The organism is Sphingomonas sp. BK036, from assembly GCF_004216825.1.
Classification (GTDB): domain Bacteria; phylum Pseudomonadota; class Alphaproteobacteria; order Sphingomonadales; family Sphingomonadaceae; genus Sphingomonas.
Window position 1 is genome coordinate 993918 of record NZ_SGXR01000003.1, and the last position, 16940, is coordinate 1010857.

Annotated in this window: 13 protein-coding genes; 4 read left to right on the top strand and 9 right to left on the bottom strand. The window is 67.9% G+C overall.

What is annotated here, in order from left to right; translation table 11 throughout:
• Positions 1–11: 11 nt before the first annotated feature.
• Positions 12–677 carry a response regulator transcription factor gene (locus tag EV283_RS04650; protein ID WP_055881618.1) on the bottom strand — a complete coding sequence of 222 codons (666 nt, stop codon included), beginning with the start codon at positions 675–677 and terminating at the stop codon, positions 12–14.
• 23 nt (positions 678–700) lie between these two features.
• A complete protein-coding gene (locus EV283_RS04655; RefSeq protein WP_056413407.1) occupies positions 701–1015 on the bottom strand; it encodes a hypothetical protein in 315 nt (104 codons plus the stop codon).
• A 121-nt stretch (positions 1016–1136) separates the two neighbouring features.
• On the opposite strand from EV283_RS04655, the gene EV283_RS04660 reads away from it, so the two are divergent.
• Together EV283_RS04660 and EV283_RS04665 are read left to right on the top strand one after the other, a co-directional pair.
• Positions 1137–2915, top strand: a complete 1779-nt coding sequence (locus tag EV283_RS04660) for an ABC-F family ATP-binding cassette domain-containing protein (protein ID WP_130323023.1) — start codon at positions 1137–1139, stop codon at positions 2913–2915.
• A 100-nt stretch (positions 2916–3015) separates the two neighbouring features.
• Positions 3016–3267 carry a hypothetical protein gene (locus tag EV283_RS04665; RefSeq protein WP_130323025.1) on the top strand — a complete coding sequence of 84 codons (252 nt, stop codon included), beginning with the start codon at positions 3016–3018 and terminating at the stop codon, positions 3265–3267.
• A 68-nt stretch (positions 3268–3335) separates the two neighbouring features.
• On the opposite strand, the gene EV283_RS04670 is transcribed toward EV283_RS04665, so the two are convergent.
• Genes EV283_RS04670 through EV283_RS04690 form a run of 5 tightly spaced genes read right to left on the bottom strand, consistent with a single transcriptional unit; the run spans position 3336 to position 10976 of the window.
• Positions 3336–4139 carry an ATP-binding protein gene (locus tag EV283_RS04670; protein ID WP_130323027.1) on the bottom strand — a complete coding sequence of 268 codons (804 nt, stop codon included), beginning with the start codon at positions 4137–4139 and terminating at the stop codon, positions 3336–3338.
• 38 nt (positions 4140–4177) lie between these two features.
• Positions 4178–6178 carry a tetratricopeptide repeat protein gene (locus tag EV283_RS04675; RefSeq protein ID WP_130323029.1) on the bottom strand — a complete coding sequence of 667 codons (2001 nt, stop codon included), beginning with the start codon at positions 6176–6178 and terminating at the stop codon, positions 4178–4180.
• Positions 6171–7529, bottom strand: coding sequence for a PEP-CTERM-box response regulator transcription factor (prsR, locus tag EV283_RS04680; RefSeq protein ID WP_130323031.1), 1359 nt, complete (start codon positions 7527–7529; stop codon positions 6171–6173). Before prsR ends, EV283_RS04675 begins: the two co-directional genes overlap by 8 nt.
• Complete coding sequence (gene prsK / locus EV283_RS04685) at positions 7526–9580, bottom strand: XrtA/PEP-CTERM system histidine kinase PrsK (protein ID WP_130323033.1); 2055 nt, start codon at positions 9578–9580, stop codon at positions 7526–7528. The genes prsR and prsK overlap by 4 nt, the downstream gene beginning before the upstream one ends.
• Before the next feature lie 7 nt (positions 9581–9587).
• On the bottom strand, positions 9588–10976 hold the full coding sequence (locus EV283_RS04690) for a TIGR03013 family XrtA/PEP-CTERM system glycosyltransferase (RefSeq protein WP_130323035.1): 1389 nt from the start codon (positions 10974–10976) through the stop codon (positions 9588–9590).
• Positions 10977–11135: 159 nt separating this feature from the next.
• On the opposite strand from EV283_RS04690, the gene EV283_RS04695 reads away from it, so the two are divergent.
• Positions 11136–12227: a mannose-1-phosphate guanylyltransferase/mannose-6-phosphate isomerase gene (locus EV283_RS04695; protein WP_130323037.1), complete on the top strand. Its 1092-nt coding sequence runs from the start codon at positions 11136–11138 to the stop codon at positions 12225–12227.
• 41 nt (positions 12228–12268) lie between these two features.
• On the opposite strand, the gene EV283_RS19050 is transcribed toward EV283_RS04695, so the two are convergent.
• Positions 12269–12436 (bottom strand): hypothetical protein, encoded by a 168-nt coding sequence (locus EV283_RS19050; RefSeq protein ID WP_165391656.1) that lies wholly within the window; start codon positions 12434–12436, stop codon positions 12269–12271.
• A gap of 212 nt (positions 12437–12648) precedes the next feature.
• Between EV283_RS19050 and EV283_RS04700 the strand changes: the two genes are divergently transcribed.
• Positions 12649–14463 (top strand): DUF885 family protein, encoded by a 1815-nt coding sequence (locus tag EV283_RS04700; RefSeq protein WP_130323039.1) that lies wholly within the window; start codon positions 12649–12651, stop codon positions 14461–14463.
• 139 nt (positions 14464–14602) lie between these two features.
• Here the strand turns inward: EV283_RS04700 and EV283_RS04705 are convergent, their stop codons facing one another.
• The gene (locus EV283_RS04705) at positions 14603–16915 is read right to left on the bottom strand and encodes a glycoside hydrolase family 3 C-terminal domain-containing protein (protein WP_130323041.1); all 2313 of its coding nucleotides are present in this window, start codon (positions 16913–16915) and stop codon (positions 14603–14605) included.
• Positions 16916–16940: the final 25 nt, after the last annotated feature.

Sequence of the window (16940 nt, forward strand, 5' to 3'; positions counted from 1 at the left end):
GGCCGGACCGATCAGGCGTCCGGATCTTCGAGGCTGTAGCCAAGGCCGCGGATCGTCGTGATCACGTCCTGGCCGAGCTTCTTGCGGATGCGCGTGACGAACACCTCGATCGTATTCGAATCGCGATCGAAATCCTGATCGTAGATATGCTCGATCAGCTCGGTACGGCTGACGACCTTGCCCTTGTGATGGAGCAGATAGCTCAGCAGCTTATATTCCTGCGCGGTCAGCTTCACCGGCTCGCCGGCGCGCGTGACCTTGCCGCTGCGCGTGTCGAGGCGGATGTCGCCCGCGGTCAGCTCGGACGAGGCATTGCCCGACGCACGACGGATCAGCGCGCGAAGACGCGCGATCAGTTCCTCGCTCTGGAACGGCTTGGCGACGTAATCGTCCGCGCCCGCATCGAGCCCGGCAACCTTGTCCGACCAGCTGTCGCGCGCGGTCAGCACGAGCACGGGCATCACCTTGCCCTCTTTGCGCCAGCGATCGAGCACGGTCAGCCCGTCAATCTCGGGCAGGCCGAGGTCGAGCACGACCGCGTCGTAATTCTCGGTCGAGCCGAGGAAATGGCCTTCCTCGCCATCGACCGCGAGATCGATCGCATAGCCGGCCCCCTCGAGGGTATTCTTCAATTGCTGGCCGAGATTCGGCTCGTCCTCGACGATCAGAACGCGCATGATACTCCTCTCGATTGGGGCTTTCAGCGACCCGTGCGGCCGACGATCTGGCCGGTGCGGCCATCGACGTCGACCCAGATGACGGTTCCATCGCGCAGGAATTTGAGCGTGTAAATGGCGCTGCCCGAATCATAGTCGGAGCCGAGATACTGCGCCCCCCGCATCGTCGGGATCACGCGCGACTCGATTTCGCGCAACGACGGGGCACCCGTCTTGCGCGCCTGCAACGCCGACATCTGGTCGCTGCGACGCTGGAGGGGCTCGCCCGCCACCAACGGCGCGGCGCCGATCAGGAATGGCGCTGCGGCCAAGGTCGCAAGAAAAAGCAACATCTTCATCGCCGTGACATAGGGCCCCGGCATTGAACAGCCTGTGAATGATCGCGACAGGCCGTCGACTGTACGAAGCGCGCGAGGTGTAACTTGCCTGCATCACCTCGCCCCCCTACGTGGCGCGGACATGGCAGCACCAATCTTAGCATTCGAAGGCCTCGGACTCGTCCAGGGCTCGGGATGGCTCTTTCGCAACCTCGACATCCATATCGGCCCGCGCGATCGGCTCGCGCTGATCGGCCGCAACGGCGCGGGCAAGACGACCTTGCTCAAGCTGCTCGGCGGCAGCGTCGTCGCCGACGAGGGACGCCGGGTGATCGTCCCCGGCACGCGCGTCGTGATCCTCGAGCAGGAGCCCGATCTGCGCGGCTTCGCGACGTTGCGCGATTACGTGATGGGCGGCGACGATGCGCCGGTCAGCTACGAGGCCGATTCGATCGCCGACCAGCTCGGCATCGACCTGTCGCGCGAGGCGGGCTCCGCGTCGGGTGGCGAGCGTCGCCGCGCGGCGATCGTCCGCGCGCTGGCGCAGGACCCCGACGTGCTGCTGCTCGACGAGCCGACCAACCATCTCGACATCGGCGCGATCGAATGGATCGAGGACTGGCTCAAGCGCTTCCGCGGCGCGTTCGTCGTCATCAGCCATGACCGCACCTTCCTGACGCGTCTGACCAAGCAGACGCTGTGGCTCGATCGCGGCGCGATCCGCCGTGCGGAGATCGGCTTCGGCGGGTTCGAGGCATGGACCGAACAGGTGTACGCCGAGGAACAGCGCCAGGCCGAAAAGCTCGATGCACGCCTCAAGCTCGAGGAGCATTGGCTGCTCCGCGGCGTCACCGGGCGGCGCAAGCGCAACCAGGGCCGCCTGACCAAGCTGCACGAAATGCGCGCCGAACGCGCGTCGATGATCGGGCCGCAGGGCTCGGCGAACCTGACCACCGCCAGCGACGACAGCAAGTCGAAGGTCGTGATCGACGCGAAGAACGTCACCAAGGCGTATGGCGACCGCACGATCATCGGCGACCTGACGCTGCGCGTCACGCGCGGCGACCGGATCGGCATCGTCGGCCGCAACGGCGCGGGCAAGTCGACGCTGCTCAAACTGCTGACCGGCGAGATCCAGCCCGACAGCGGCTCGATCAAGCTCGCCCAGACCCTGGATGCGGTCGTGATCGACCAGCAGCGCAGCCTGATGGCGCCCGAGAAGACGGTGCGCGAAGTCGTCGTCGATGGCGGCGAGTGGATCGACGTGCTCGGCGTGCGCAAGCATATTCACGGATACCTGAAGGACTTCCTGTTCGACCCGAACATGGTCGATGCGAAGATCGGGTCGCTGTCGGGTGGCGAGCGGTCGCGCCTGTTGCTCGCGCGCGAATTCGCCAAGCCGTCGAACCTGCTCGTGCTCGACGAGCCGACCAACGACCTCGATCTCGAGACGCTCGACTTGTTGCAGGAGGTGATCGGCGACTACGACGGCACCGTCCTGATCGTCAGCCATGACCGCGACTTTCTCGACCGGACCGTGACGATCACGCTCGGGCTCGACGGCTCGGGCACGGTCGATGTCGTTGCCGGCGGCTATGAGGATTGGGAAAAGCGCCGCGCCTCGACGACCACCGGCAAGCGTGCGTCCAAGAAGGTCGCCGCGACCGCGCCGGTCGCGGCGCCGCGCGCGAAGCTGACCTACAAGGATCAGCGCGACTATGAACTGCTGCCCAAGCGAATCGAGGAACTCGACGCGCAGATGGCGGCGGATGCGGTCAAACTCGCCAAGCCCGACCTCTACATGCGCGACAATGCGACGTTCGCGAAGCTGACCAAGGCGATCGAACAGGCAAGGGCAGAGAAGGATGCCGCCGAGTTGCGCTGGCTCGAACTGGCAGAATTGGTAGAGGGCGCACGCTAAGCTGTAGCAAATGTCGAAAACTAAACCGATATAGCTGTTCTATTCGTTGACTTATGTTGCGTCGCACGCCAATGAGCCGACGATAATTTTGGAGAATCCCATGAAGCTCAAGGCCCTTACCGGCAGCGCACTCGCTGTCGCCATGATGACCACCTCGGTTGCAGCGTCGGCTGCTCCTGTTGCAAACGCTGCCAGCAGCCTGTCGGTTTCGAACGCACGCGTCGGTTCGGCAACCACCGGCAAGAGCCAGCTCGCAGGCGGCGGCGGCATCTTCGCAATCCTGATCGCAGCCGGCGTTGCCGCAATCGGCATCGTTGCGATCGTCAAGGACGACAACTCGGACAGCAACTAAAAGTTGTGGGCCGGCGCCTCGGCGCCGGCCCGTTCGTTTCAGACTACCGATCCGGAACCGCAGCCGGCCTAAAGCGCCCTGCCCATGCGCCCCGCCAGATCGACGACATATTGCCACGCGATGCGCCCCGAGCGGCTGCCACGACGCGTTGCCCAGCCGATGGCCTCGCCCGGCTCGAACACCAGATCATACCGCTCCGCATAGGCTGTGACGATCGCGAGATACGTCTCCTGATCGAGCGCGTGAAACCCCAGACTCAGACCGAATCGATCCGCCAGCGCCAGATGGTCGTCGGCCGAATCGCGCGGGTTGATCGCGCTCTCCTGCTCGGCGATGTCGCGCGGCGCGAGATGGCGGCGATTCGCGGTGACGAGCAGCCGTACATTGGCGGGCCGTGGTTCCGCGCCCCCTTCCAGCACCGAGCGCAACGCCCGCGCCTCCGCCGGCACCTCGAACCCCAGATCGTCGACGAACAGCGCGAAAGCGCGGTCCTGCCCTGCCAGCATCACGAACAGCGTCGGCAGGCTGTCGAGGTCCGAAACCTCGATCAGCGCGAGATCGCCGCCATCCGCCTGGATCGCGGCGACCGCGCTTTTCACCAGCGCGGACTTGCCCGTGCCGCGCGCGCCCCACAGCAGCACGTCCTGCGCCGCGTAGCCGTTGGCCAGCCGATCGAGATTTGCCAGCAGCGACGCCTTTTGCCGGTCGAGCCCGACCAGCATCGCCAGCGGTAGCGGCGCAAACCCTCGCGCCGCGACCAGCCCGCCCGCACGCCAGACATAGGCCGGGTGCGCGCGCAGATCGGCCGCGGGCGGCGGTGGTGGGGACAGGCGTTCGAGCGCGGCGGCGATACGGTCCAGCGGGTCGGTCATCGCATGCTCTTGGCCGTGCGCCCCGGTCGTGACAAGAGTCAGCGCAGTTGGCGAAGATGCCCCGCGATCGCCGCATCGCCGGGTGCGAGACGAGTGGCCTTGACGAGCAGCTGCCGGGCGCCCTCCTCGTCGCCATTCGCGGCCAGCGCGACGCCGTAGGCATCGGCGGCGGCCGCGCGCATCGGCGAGAGGCCATAAGCCGCGCGGCCATAGCGGACCGCGATCGCGCCATCGTCGCTGCCCGCATAGGCGAGCGCGAGATCCGCGAGGACGGCACCGTCCTGGTTGCCGACCCGGCGGCGGATTCCCTCGAGCGTCTCGATCGCGCTGTCCCAGTGACCCGATGCGACCTGCCAATGGCCGAGCACGCGCTGGCCTGCGAGGCTTTGCGGGTTCTGCGACAGATAGAGCGCCAGCGCGGCGGCGGCCTCCTCCGCGCGCCCGGCGCGGCTGCGCGCGTCGACCAGCCGGAGCATCGTCGGCTCGTCGAACGAGAGGTCCGCGGCGCGTGCAAATACGTCCGCCGCCTCGGCATAGCGCCCCGCCGCGACCAGCGCATCGCCCAGCGCAAGCTGCGCCGCCGGCGCACCGGGGGCGACGCCCGCAAGAGACCGCGCGCGTGCAATCGCGCCTGCCGTATCGCCCGCGGCGATCTGCCCGCGGATCACCCCTAGCACATAGGTCGGGTCGCCCGGCGCGGTCGCGGCGTCCGCCATGAGCGCACCGATCGCGGTGTCGGTCGCAAAGACCAAAGCCGGCGCCACGGGGCCAGCTGCGGCGCGATCGCGGAACGACGCCGCCGAGCCCGCATCGCCAACCGCGTCGAACGCACGCGCGATCAGGGTCAGCGAATAGACGTCCGCGTCGGGACGCAGACCGATCGGCCGGAGCGTATCGAACGCACCGCGCGGATCGCCAGACCGGAGCAGCGCCGCGCCAAGCAGCTGTCGCGCGACGATGTTGAGCGGCTGCAGCCCGACGAGCTGCCGCCACGACGCCGCCGCCTGCTCGAACTTCCCTTCCGCAAAATCGAGGCTGCCGGACAGCAACAGCGTACCGGGCAACCCGTTGATCGTCCCCCCTGCGGCGCGCAGCAACGACCGCGCGAGATCGACCCGGCCTGCACGCGCGGCGAGCGCGGCCTGGAGGTACAGCGCCTGCGGACTGCCGGGACGCGCCAGCAGCGCGCGACGCGTGACCGCCAGCATGTCGGCACTCCGCCCGGCATCGCCCAGCGTGGCCGCATATTCGATCAGCGCGGGGTGGTAATAGGCATCGCGCGCCAACGCCGCCTCGAACCAGGGAAGCGCGGCGATCAGGCCATAGCGGCTGCGGATCACTTCGCCCTGCAACGTCAGGATCGCAGGGTCGCGCGGCGCGAGCGCCACCGCGAGCGCCGCCGCAACCGAGGCGCCACCGACATCGCCGGTCGTCAGGCGGAGCCGACCGAGATCGGTCCACGCCGCCGCATCGTCGGGTGCGCCGCCGACCAGCGCCTCGAGCCGCGCGCGTGCATCGACGACGTTGCCCTGCGCCGCCAGCGCGCGTGCGGAAATTCGCGCGGCATAGCCCGCGTAACGCGGCGAGGCCTGCGCCGCTTCATCGAGCGCACCGTCGGGATCGCCCTGCAGCAGATCGGCATGCGCCTGGAGTTGGTGGAGCCGGTCGGCGGGCAATCCCGCATCCTGCGCGCGCGAAAGTTCGGCGTCGGCGGCCAGCCCGTCGCCGAGTTCGAGATAGGCGCGCGCCAGCACCGCATGCGCGAGTCCCCAATCGGGTCGCGCGGCGACCGCCGCCTGCGCGTTGGTGCGCGCCGCGCTATAATTGCCCGCGTCCAGCGTCGCCAGGCTATCGGCAAGCAAGCGGCGCGCATCGGGCTTCGGCGGCCGCAGCGCGAGCGCGACACCGACCCCGACGACGATCAGGCACAGCAGCCCGATCGCCAGCAGGCGCACGCGCGCGCCCGAAAGCGTCGTGGGCATCGTCACCCGCCGCCGCCGCTTGCGCCGGCGCAGCATCGGATAGCGCGCGTCAGCCATGCAGGTCGTAGCTTTTCAGCAGATCGTACAGCGTCGGCCGGCTGATCCCGAGCAACCGCGACGCGCCGGAGATGTTGCCGTCGGCGCGCACGAGTGCCTGGCGGATCGCCTTGCGATCGGCGAGTTCGCGCGCCGCGCGCAGGTTCAGCGCGGCCGCATCCTCGGCCTTGCCGTCGAGATCGAGATCGATCGCGGTGACCAGCTTGCCATCGGCCATGATGACCGCGCGCTTGATCCGGTTTTCCAGTTCGCGGACGTTGCCGGGCCAGCCCCAGCCGTCGATCGCCGCGCGCGCGTCGGGAGCAAGACCGGTCACGGCGGGGTTCATCGACGTAGCGTAGCGGGTGACGAAATGGCGTGCGAGCAATACCGCATCGCCGGTCCGGTCGGCGAGCGCGGGGATCCGCACGACGATCTCGGCCAGGCGATAATACAGGTCCTCGCGGAACCGCCCGTCGGCGACCATCGCGTCGACATTCTGGTGGGTCGCACAGACGATTCGCGTGTCGACCGGTATCGCCTTGCGCCCGCCGACCCGCTCGATCACGCGCTCCTGGAGGAACCGCAACAGCTTGACCTGCAGCGCGAGCGGCACGTCGCCGATCTCGTCGAGGAACAGCGTGCCGCCCGCGGCCTGTTCGATCTTGCCCTCGGTGGTCTTCACCGCGCCGGTGAACGCCCCCTTTTCGTGCCCGAACAATTCGCTCTCGAGCAGGGTCTCGGGAATCGCCGCGCAGTTGATCGCGACGAAATTGCCGCGCGCACGTGGCGAGGCCTGGTGCAGCCCGCGTGCGAGCAGTTCCTTGCCGGTCCCGCTCGCGCCCAGCAGCATCACCGACACATTGGCGGGCGCGACGCGTTCCAGCGTGCGGGTCACTACCGCCATCTCGGGCGACGCGCTGATCAGACCGCCGAACCCGCCCGCGTCGATCCGCGCGGCAAGACGACGATTCTCCGCCTCCAGCGCGTGGACGTGAAACGCGCGGCTGACGATCAGCCCCAGCGCATCGATATCGATCGGCTTGGCATAGAAATCCCAGGCGCCGTCGGCGATCGCCTGCAGCGCACTTTCGCGCGCGCCGTGCCCCGAGGCGACGATCACCTTCGTATCGGGCTTCATCGCCAGGATGTCGCGCAGCGTGGCGAAACCCTCGGTGACGCCATCGGGATCGGGCGGCAGGCCCAGATCGAGCGTGACGACCGCGGGCTCGTGCGCGCGGATCGCGTCGAGCGCCTGCGTCCGATCGCTCGCGACGACGATCTCATAGCCTTCATACGCCCAGCGCAGCTGGCGCTGGAGCCCGAGATCATCTTCGACGATCAACAGGACGGGGCGAAGCTTGTCGCTCATGCGGCCACCTCCAGCGATGACACGGCGGGCAGCAGGATGCGGAAGCGCGTGCCCTCGCCTTCGCGGCTGACGACGTCGAGCGCGCCGCCCATCGCATGGACCAGCTGCCGCGCCTCGAACGCGCCGATGCCGAAGCCCGCGGGCTTGGACGACACGAACGGGCGGAACAGCTGGTCGCGCACGAAACCGGGGCTCATCCCGCAGCCATGATCGATGACGTCGATCGCCACGCGGTCGCCCACGGTCTCGATCGACAGCAGGATGGGATCCTCCGCGCGGCTCGCTTCGACCGCGTTCTGGACGAGCAGGCCGAGCACCTGTTCGAGTCGCGCGGCGTGGCCGAGCGCGCAGGCCGCCGCCCCTTGCGTGACGATCGGATGCTGCGCCCGGCGGGCGGTGGCGACGCGCGCGACGACCGCGGCGACGTCGACCGGCTGGAGCGGCTCGCCGCGGACGGGGCCGTGTTGCGAGAGGCGGGCGAGCAGCGCATTCATGCGATCGGACGAATCCTTGAGCGTCGCGACCATGTCGACGCGGAAATCGGGGTTGTCGGCGTGGCGCTCGGCATTGCGCGCGACCAGGGTCAGCTGGCTGACGAGGTTCTTGATGTCGTGCAGGATGAACGCGAAACGCCGGTTGAACTCGTCGAAGCGCGCGGCATCGGCGAGCGCCGCGTGTGCGCGATCCTCGGCGAGATAGCTCGCCGCCTGCCGCCCGGCGACGCGGAGCAGATCGAAATCCTCCCAGTCGAGCGCGCGGTCGACCGGCGGCCGCGACAGCACGATCGCGCCGACCAGCGCGCCGCCCATCGCGCCGCCATGGACCAGCGGGACGATCGCCCACGCGTCCGCGCAGGCGTGCAGCCAGTCGGGAACGCTCGCCATGTCCTCGGCCGGCGCGGTGCCGGCGCGGACCCGGTCGAGCTCGACGATCCGCGCGTCGCTGGCGAGAAAGCGGGCCAGCCGCTCGTCCTGCGGACCGGACGCGTCGGCGCAATCCCAGTTCCAGGTCGCCCCCGGTCCGAGCGATGCACCGTCGGGCACCAGCAACAGGCCGCCCGGCGAATCGGTGAGGTCCGCGATCGATTTCACGACCCGCGCCTGGAGCGAATCGGCGCCGGCCCCAGGCTTCCCCAGCGTGTCGGTGAAGCGCTGCCATTCCGCGCGATAATCATAGCGGTGGCGGAAAAGATGCTTGGCGACCTTCACCTTGGCCCAGGCGCGCAGCCACGGGGTCGACAGCAGCGTCAGCACGCCCGCGGTCGCGCCGAACACGATCGCGGTCTGCGCGACGCGGACATAGGGACCGGCATAGGTGGCGGCGATGCTCGTCGCGAGCGCGGTCAGCCCGGCGTACAGGATCAACGCCACCGCGGACAGCGCGCGGACCGCGATCGGCCGCGACAGCGCGATCGTCCAGTCGCCGCTGCGGTGCACGGCGACCACCAGCAGCGCCGCGACCCCGGTCATGATCACGCCGCGCACGACGATCGACACGCCAATCCAGCGCATCTCGAAATAGATGCCGGCAGCGATGATAAGGTCAATGCTCCACATCGCCGCGAGCGCGACCACGACCAGCCGGACGCCGCCGCGCGACGGGGGCGCCGCCTGGTACAGGTGATGGACGAGCACCAGGCCGCTGACCGCGCTCATCATCAGGAAGACGGTGCGCGCCGATTCGACCGCGGCCAGTGCATCGGCGTCGAGCCCCATCCGGCCTGCGACCGCGAGCAGCGCGGCGGTCCCGGCGAGCGCCATCACGACGAAATACACGGCGCCCAGCGCATAATTGCCCGCACGATCGCGCCGGACGAGCGCGAGCATGAAGCCGAGCCACGCGATGTCGCGCGCGCTGGCGACGATCCGAGTCGCCACGTCGCGCGAGTCGATCCCCGCGACCGCGAGCGCCCAAAGGCTGGTGATGGCGAGCGCGAGGACGAACGGCGCGTGCGGCCATGGCACGCTTGGCCGCCGCATCTGGGTCAAGGCGAGCGCGCCGAACAGCAGCGCCGCCAGCGCATAGCTCCAGAGCACCAGCGTGGTGATCATGCGCCGCTCATCGCGCGCCGGTCGGCCAGAGCACGACGCGCAACGTCTGCAACAGGATCAGCAGGTCGAGGAACGGCGAGTAGTTCTTCGCATAATACAGGTCGTATTCCAGCTTGTGCCGCGCATCCTCGATCGACGCGCCGTAGGGATAGTTGATCTGCGCCCAGCCGGTGATGCCGGGCTTCACCGTGTGCCGCTCGGCATAGAAGGGCAGATGCTCCTCGAGCTGCTCGACGAATTGCGGCCGTTCGGGGCGCGGGCCGACAAAGCTCATCTCGCCCTTCAGCACGGTCCAGGTCTGCGGCAGTTCGTCGATCCGGACTTTCCGGATGAACCGACCGATCCGCGTGATCCGGGGATCGTCCTCCGCGGCCCACACCGCCTTGCCCGACACCTCAGCGTCCTGCCGCATCGAGCGCAGCTTGAGGATATCGAACCCCTCGCTGTACAGCCCGACCCGGCGCTGGCGGTAGAAGGCCGGCCCCTTCGACTCGAGCTTGATCGCAATCGCGGTGACCAGGATGATCGGCAGCGTGAGCGCCAGCAGCAACCCGCTGGCGATGATGTCGAACGCGCGCTTGAACACGCTCGACAGCATCCGGCTCGAGGCGAACCCGTCGGAGAAGATCAGCCAGGACGGATTGACGCTCTTGAGGTCGATCCGCCCCGTCTCGCGCTCGAGGAAACTCGATATCTCGCTCACCTGCACGCCGGTGGTACGGACTCGCAGCAGATCCTTCATCGGCAGCGCGTTGCGGCGTTCGTCGAGCGCGAGCACGACCTCGCTCGCATTCTGGTCGACGATATAGGCCGCCAGGTTGGGAATGGCGCCGCGCGGCACCGCCCCCTGCACGACCGGCTCGGCCTCGCCCATCAGGACGAATTCGGCGACGACGAAGTTGACGCCGGGCTGTTCGGACAGCGCCTGGATCCGCGACGCGCGCACGCCCGCGCCCAGCACGACGATCCGCCGCTTGAACGTCTCGCCGCCCAGCGTCTTGCCGAGCAGCGCGCGCACCGACACCAGCAACACGGTCGCGATGACGGTCGAGTAGAGAAGGTTCGAGCGCCACAAAGCGAGCGGCGGCACCAGGAAGAAGATCAGCGAGAGCACCATCACGCCGATCGACAGCGCGACCGCGAGCCGCGCCGCGGCAAAGCGCAGCGACAGGAACGAGGCCACGCCATACGCCCCGACTGCCACCAGCGACACCTGCAGGGCGATCGCGAACGTGATCAGCTGCGCGATCCGCGTCTGGATCGGTTCGACGGTCATGCCGATCTGGTGCGCGCGGACGACCCAGCCAATCTCTGCAGACGTGACGAGCAGCACCAGATCGACAAGACCGAGCATCAGGACCACATGAGGCACATAGTGCTTGAAGAGCCGTATCATCGTCCGCTTTTCCCGACGCCATACTGTAAAATCTACCGACGCTAACGAACGTCTGGCAGCAATTCCCCAAAAAAGCCTGAAGAGCGCGCAACCGGTTGGGGCCCTCGACGATTGCGATCCTGGCTCGGGCACTATAGCGCGACCGTGGCAGGAGGCTTCATGACCGCACGTACCATCGTTCCCGTTATACTTTCAGGTGGTTCCGGCACGCGGCTATGGCCGATGTCGCGGCCAGAGATGCCCAAGCAGATGCTGGCACTGACGGCAAACGAGACGATGCTGCAACTGACCGCGGGCCGCACGCAGGGCGAACGCTTTGCCGCGCCGATCGTCGTGGCGAATGCGCGGCATGCGGATCTGGTCGAGCAACAGCTCGCCGATGCGGGCGCGATCCCCCAGGCGCTCATTCTCGAGCCCGCGGGCCGCAACACCGCGCCCGCGATCGCGCTGGCCGCGATTGCCGCGGGCGGCGGCGGCGACGCGCTGCTGGTGATGCCGTCTGACCATGTGATCGACGACGTCCCCGCCTTTCATGCCGCGATCGAGGCGGCGATGCCGCTGGTGTCGCAGGGCTGGCTGGTCACGTTCGGGATCGCGCCCGATTCGCCCGAGATCGGCTATGGCTGGATCCAGATCGGCGACGCGCTCCAGCCCGGCGTCCACCGCGTCGCGCGGTTCGTCGAAAAGCCGCCGCTCGACAAGGCGGAGTCGATGCTCGCCAGTGGCGACCATGTCTGGAACGGCGGCATGTTCCTGTTCCAGGCGGATGCGTATCTGGAAGCGCTCGCGCAGTTCGATCCGGGCATCCTGATCGCGACTCGCGAGGCGATGGACAAGGCGCGCACCGAGGGCACGCGGATCTATCCCGATGCGGCGGCGTTCGCCACGTCGCCCGACGCGTCGATCGATTATGCCGTCATAGAAAAGGCCGAGCGAGTCGCGGTCGTACCCGTCGCGATGGGCTGGAACGACGTCGGCAGCTGGGACGCGCTGCACGCGATCAGCGCACGCGACGAGGCCGGCAACGCGCATCGCAGCGAAGGCGACGGCAATGTGCTCGCGATCGATACGCGACAGTGCTTCGTCCGGAGCGACGGGATCCGAGTCTCGCTGGTCGGGGTCGAGGATCTGATCGTCGTGGCAAGCGGCAACGACGTGCTGATCATGCCGCGCGGCCGCAGCCAGGAGGTCAAGAAGCTGATCGAGGCGATGAAGAACGACGCGGCGAAGAAGGACGCGCAGGCCCGCTAGGGCGGCGACATGCCCGGACGCACAGGCGATCCGGGCACCGCCTATTTGGCGTTGCGGCGAACCCTCGGCACGCGCGACAAATGCGTCAGCAGCGTCGGGATATCGTCGGTGATCATCGTGTCCGTCGGCGTCTGCCAGGATGAGCGCAACGTTTCGCCGACATCCTGCAAGCGGGCGCCGACGTCACGTTTTGCTGTTTCGTTCTGCACTTCGACCTCGACTACGCATACGAAACCCGGCGGGTCCCTCGGGGGGTAGGGACGCCGCCGGGCTCTCAAGTCTAACCGATGATAACCGCTCTGGTTCCGGCGGAACGCCGGCTCCGACGATGCGGCGCACGAAATTTGCCTTTGCCCCGGCTCTGGCGGCGCGCGCATCGATCGGCTTAGATGCGTGACAAGTTCACGGGAGAGAGTTCGTTATGGATCGTCGCCAGTTCCTCGCATCGGGCGGCGTTGCCGCGCTTGCCACCAGTTTCCTGCCCTCTTCCGCGTTCGCGCAAGGCAGCGGCGACACCGCGCTCAACGCCGACTTCGAACGGATCTTCCAGGCCAGCGTGGCACGGTCGCCCGAGCTCGCGACCTCGCTGGGGCTCGACAAGGGACCGCTCGCGCGCCTGAAGAGCCAGTTGTCGCCGCGCACGCCCGACCGGCGCGCGCGTGACGTCGCGGAGACCAAGACGGCGCTGGCGACGCTCGCGCGCTACGACGGCGCCGGCCTCTCGCCGGCGGCCAGGCTGAACCTCGAAGTGGTGCGCTATTCGCTGACCACGCAGATCGCCGCGCCCGAAAAATTCGGCATGGACAGCCCGATCCGCCCCTATCGGATCTTCCAGCAGGGCGGCGCCTATTTCCAGACCCCCGACTTTCTCAACACCGCGCACACGATCACCGCGACGCCCGATGCCGAGGCGTATTTGGCGCGGCTCGACCAGTTCGGCACCGTGCTCGACCAGGAAAGCGCGATGCAGCAGGCCGACGCCGCGCGTGGCCTGCTCGCACCGGGCTGGTCGCTCGACCTGACGCTCGGCCAGATGCGCAAGCTGCGCAGCCAGCCGGCGGCGACGTCGAGCATCGTCCAGTCGCTCGTCAAGCGTGCCGCCGCCAAGGGCCTCACCGGCGACTGGCAGGCGCGCGCGACGGCGATCGTCGACCAGAAGGTCTATCCCGCGCTCGATCGCCAGATCGCGCTGATGGAGAAGCTGAAGCCGACGACCAAGCCCGGCGACGGCATCTGGCGCGTGCCGAACGGCGACGCAATCTATGCGATGGCGCTGAACCAGGCGACGACGACGACGATGAGCCCCGACGAGGTCCACCGCATCGGTCTTGCGCAGGTCGCCGAGATCACCGCGCAGCTCGATGCGATCCTCAAGTCGCAAGGCTATACGACCGGCACCGTCGGCGAGCGGCTCGCCAAGCTGAACGTCATGCCCGATCAGCTCTATGCGAACACCGCGGCGGGTCGGACCGAGCTGATCGGCGGGCTGAACGACGGCATCAAGTCGATGTACGCCAAGCTGCCCCAGGCGTTTTCGCAAGTACCCACGCAGCCGCTCGAGATTCGTGCGGTGCCCGTCGAGATCGAGGACGGCGCCGCCAACGGCTATTACAACCGCGCCTCGCTCGATGGCAGCCGCCCGGCGATCTACTTCGTCAATCTGAAGGACGTCGGCGACTGGCCGAAATACACGCTGCCGTCGCTCACCTATCACGAGGGCGTCCCCGGGCATCACCTGCAGATCAGCCTGGCGCAGGAATCGAAGGACATTCCGACGCTGCGCAAGATCGGCTTCTTCTCGGCCTATTCGGAAGGCTGGGCGCTGTATGCGGAGCAGCTGGCGGACGAACTGGGCGCCTATGCGTCGCCGCTGGAACGCGCAGGCTATCTCCAGTCCTTCCTGTTCCGCGCGACTCGGCTGGTGGTCGATACCGGCATCCATGCCAAGCGGTGGAGCCGCGAGAAGGCGACCGACTATATGGTCGCGACGACCGGCTTCGCACGGCCGCGGACGCAGCGTGAGGTGGAGCGCTATTGCACGCAGGCCGGGCAGGCCTGCAGCTACAAGGTCGGCCATATGGCGTGGACGCGCGCGCGGGTGAAGGCGAAGGCTGCGCTCGGCGACCGGTTCGACCTCAAGCAGTTCCACGACATCCTCAAGGAAGGCGCGATGCCGCTCACGATCCTAGAACGCCGCGTGGACGAGCGGATCGCGGCGTTGAAGACGCGGGGCTAATCTCGCCAATCCTTCCCCGCCAGGGGGAGGTGGCACCGAAGCTGACGGAGGGGGAGGACACGCAACGTCGGTTGCCCTTCCCTCCCCCTCCGTCTGGCAAGAGCCAGCCACCTCCCCCTGGCGGGGGAGGATGAGTGGGTCACTTGCCGGTGCGATCCAGCGTCTGGGCGGCGATCTGCACCTTGACCGTCTGCACGACATCCGCCGCCGACGTCGCCAGCATCACGCTGTATTCGCCGGCTGCGATACGCCACCCGCCGCTCGCCACGTCGAACGTCGCGAGCAGGCGCGGGTCGATCGTGACCGATACGGTCTGCTCCGTGCCCGGTGCGAGATCGACCTTGCGGAACGCGCCCAGTCGCTTCGGCGCTTCCCAGCCCGCGCCCGACACATAGACCTGCGCGACCGCCTTGCCCTGCACGGCGCCGGTGTTCTTGACCGCGAACCCGGCCTTGATCCCCTTCCCGTCCGCCGCGGCGGTCAGCCCGCTCATCGCGAAGCTCGTGTAGGAGAGCCCGTAGCCGAACGGGAACAGCGGCTTGGCGCCGGTCTTGTCGAACCATTTATAGCCGACCGCCGCACCCTCGATGTCGTAATTTCCCATCGGGTGCGAATCGCGGTCGAGCTTGGGATCGCCCTCCAGCACCGGCCGCGGCGTCTGCGCGAGCGATGCGGGGAAGGTGGCGGGCAGATGCCCCGACGGATTGACCTCGCCGGTCAGCACGCGCGCGATCGCCTCGCCGCCTGCCGTGCCGGGATACCACGCCTCCAGCACCGCGCCGACCTTGCCGAGCCACGGCATGACCACCGGGCCGCCGGTTTCGAGGACCACGACGGTCTTCTTGTTCGCGCGCGCGACCGCATCGATCAGCGCGTTCTGGCCATCGGGCAGGTTGAGATCGGGCACGTCGATCGACTCGCCGGTCCACTGCTCGCCGAACACGACGACGACGTCTGCCTTGCGCGCCGCTGCTGCTGCGGCCTTCACGTCCTTGCCGTCGAGATAGGTCACGCTCGCGCCGGTCCGCGCCTGCAACGCCTTCATCGGCGAGGAGGCGTGATAGGTCTTGGGCCCCGGAAAACCGCTCGGGAAGGCGTCGGGCACGACCAGGCCATTGGTCGGCGCGTTGTGCGAATAGACCTGGCTCGAGCCGCCGCCCGACAGCACGCCGACATCGGCATGCGCGCCGATCAGCAGGATCGACTTGGCGGTCTTGGCAATCGGCAACAGTCCGGCGGTGGTCTTGAGCAGGACGATGCCCTCCTCGGCATCGGCGCGTGTGACGGCGGCGTGCGCCGCATAGTCGATCTTGGTCGCCTGGTCGCCGGTCACAACGGTATCGAACGCGCCGACCGAGACCATGCCCCACAGCACGCGCCGCGCCATGTCGGTCGCGCGCGCCTCGCTGACATGGCCGTTGTTGACCGCCTCGCGCAGTGCATCCGCAAAGTATGCCGAGCGATCGAACGCCCAGCCCGATTGCTGGTCGAGCCCGGCATTGGCCGCCTCGCTGGTCGAATGCGTCGCGCCCCAATCGGACATGACATAGCCTTTGAAGCCCCAGTCGCGCTTCAAGACTGTGTTGAGTAGCCAGTCATTCTCGCACGCATAATGGCCGTTCACGCGGTTGTACGAACACATCACCGATCCGGGCTGGCCGACTTCGTTGGCGATCTCGAATGCGAGCAGATCGGACTGGCGCGCGGCCTGTTCGCCGATCTTGTGATCGATGTTGTTGCGGTTCGTCTCCTGCCCGTTGAACGCGTAATGCTTCATCGTCGACACGACGTGCTGCGATTGGATCCCCTTGATCTCGTGCCCGGTGATGATTCCGGCCAGCAACGGATCCTCGCCGCCATATTCGAAATTGCGCCCGTTGCGCGGTTCGCGCGTCAGGTTCATCCCGCCGGCAAGCTGCACGTTGAAGCCCGACAGGAACGCCTCCCGGCCGATCATCGCGCCGCCCGCCTGGGCGAGCTCGGGGTTCCAGGTCGCCGCGGTCGCGATGCCCGACGGCAGCGAGGTACGCAGGCGCGGCGTCGGTCCGCGCTGGCTGGCGACGCCGACGCCGGCATCGGTCTGCCACTGGTTGGGAATGCCGAGCCGCGGAATGCCGGGCACGATCCCGGCGGAGGCGGGCAGCCCGTCCTTCGGATAGACCCAGTTCTTGATCGGCGTCTTCAGCCAGTCGGCGTTGGTCGCGAAGTAACCGAAGGTCAGCTGCAGCTTCTCGTCGAGCGTCATCGCCTGCAACAGCAACTCGACGCGGGCGTCCGCGCCGATCGCAGTATTCATCCACGGCCGCGCCTTCGGCACCTCGGTCCGCGCGGCCGCTGCACCGGGCGCGTTGTTGGTCGTCTGCGCGGCGGCGGGCGATACTGCCACGACACCCATCGCGACCGATCCCACAAGGAGACGGGCGAGAATGGCCTTGGGGCGAGATGCGATCATGAAACTCTCTCTTCTGGACTGACGT